Origin of the sequence: Pseudomonas sp. IT-P12, assembly GCF_949767465.1 — a bacterium.
Lineage (GTDB): Bacteria > Pseudomonadota > Gammaproteobacteria > Pseudomonadales > Pseudomonadaceae > Aquipseudomonas.
The window spans coordinates 1-461 of the sequence record NZ_CATKPY010000014.1 but is presented as its reverse complement, the minus strand read 5'-3'; the positions used below and the strand labels follow the sequence as shown (position 1 = coordinate 461).

1 rRNA gene is annotated in these 461 nt (G+C 48.2%); it reads right to left on the bottom strand.

From position 1 onward, the window contains the following. Window positions 1–341: ribosomal RNA gene (locus tag ACM6IM_RS08615) — 23S ribosomal RNA — on the bottom strand; the annotation flags it as partial. Between the last annotated feature and the right edge of the window lie 120 nt (window positions 342–461).

The window sequence follows — 461 nt, the reverse complement described above, 5'->3', positions numbered from 1 at the left end:
TTTCGCGTACAGGGCTATCACCCACTATGGCCGCACTTTCCAGAGCGTTCCGCTAATCTCAAAGCCACTTAAGGGCTAGTCCCCGTTCGCTCGCCACTACTAAGGGAATCTCGGTTGATTTCTTTTCCTCAGGGTACTTAGATGTTTCAGTTCCCCTGGTTCGCCTCTTAAGCCTATGTATTCAGCTTAAGATAACCATCTTATGATGGCTGGGTTCCCCCATTCAGACATCTCCGGATCAAAGTCTGTTTGCCGACTCCCCGAAGCTTTTCGCAGGCTACCACGTCTTTCATCGCCTCTGACTGCCAAGGCATCCACCGTATGCGCTTCTTCACTTGACCATATAACCCCAAGCAATCTGGTTATACTGTGAAGACGACATTCGCCGAAAATTCGCAAAACTCTTAAGAGTCACTCACAAATTTTACCTTAGCCTGATCCGTTACCAGTGAAAGTAACGT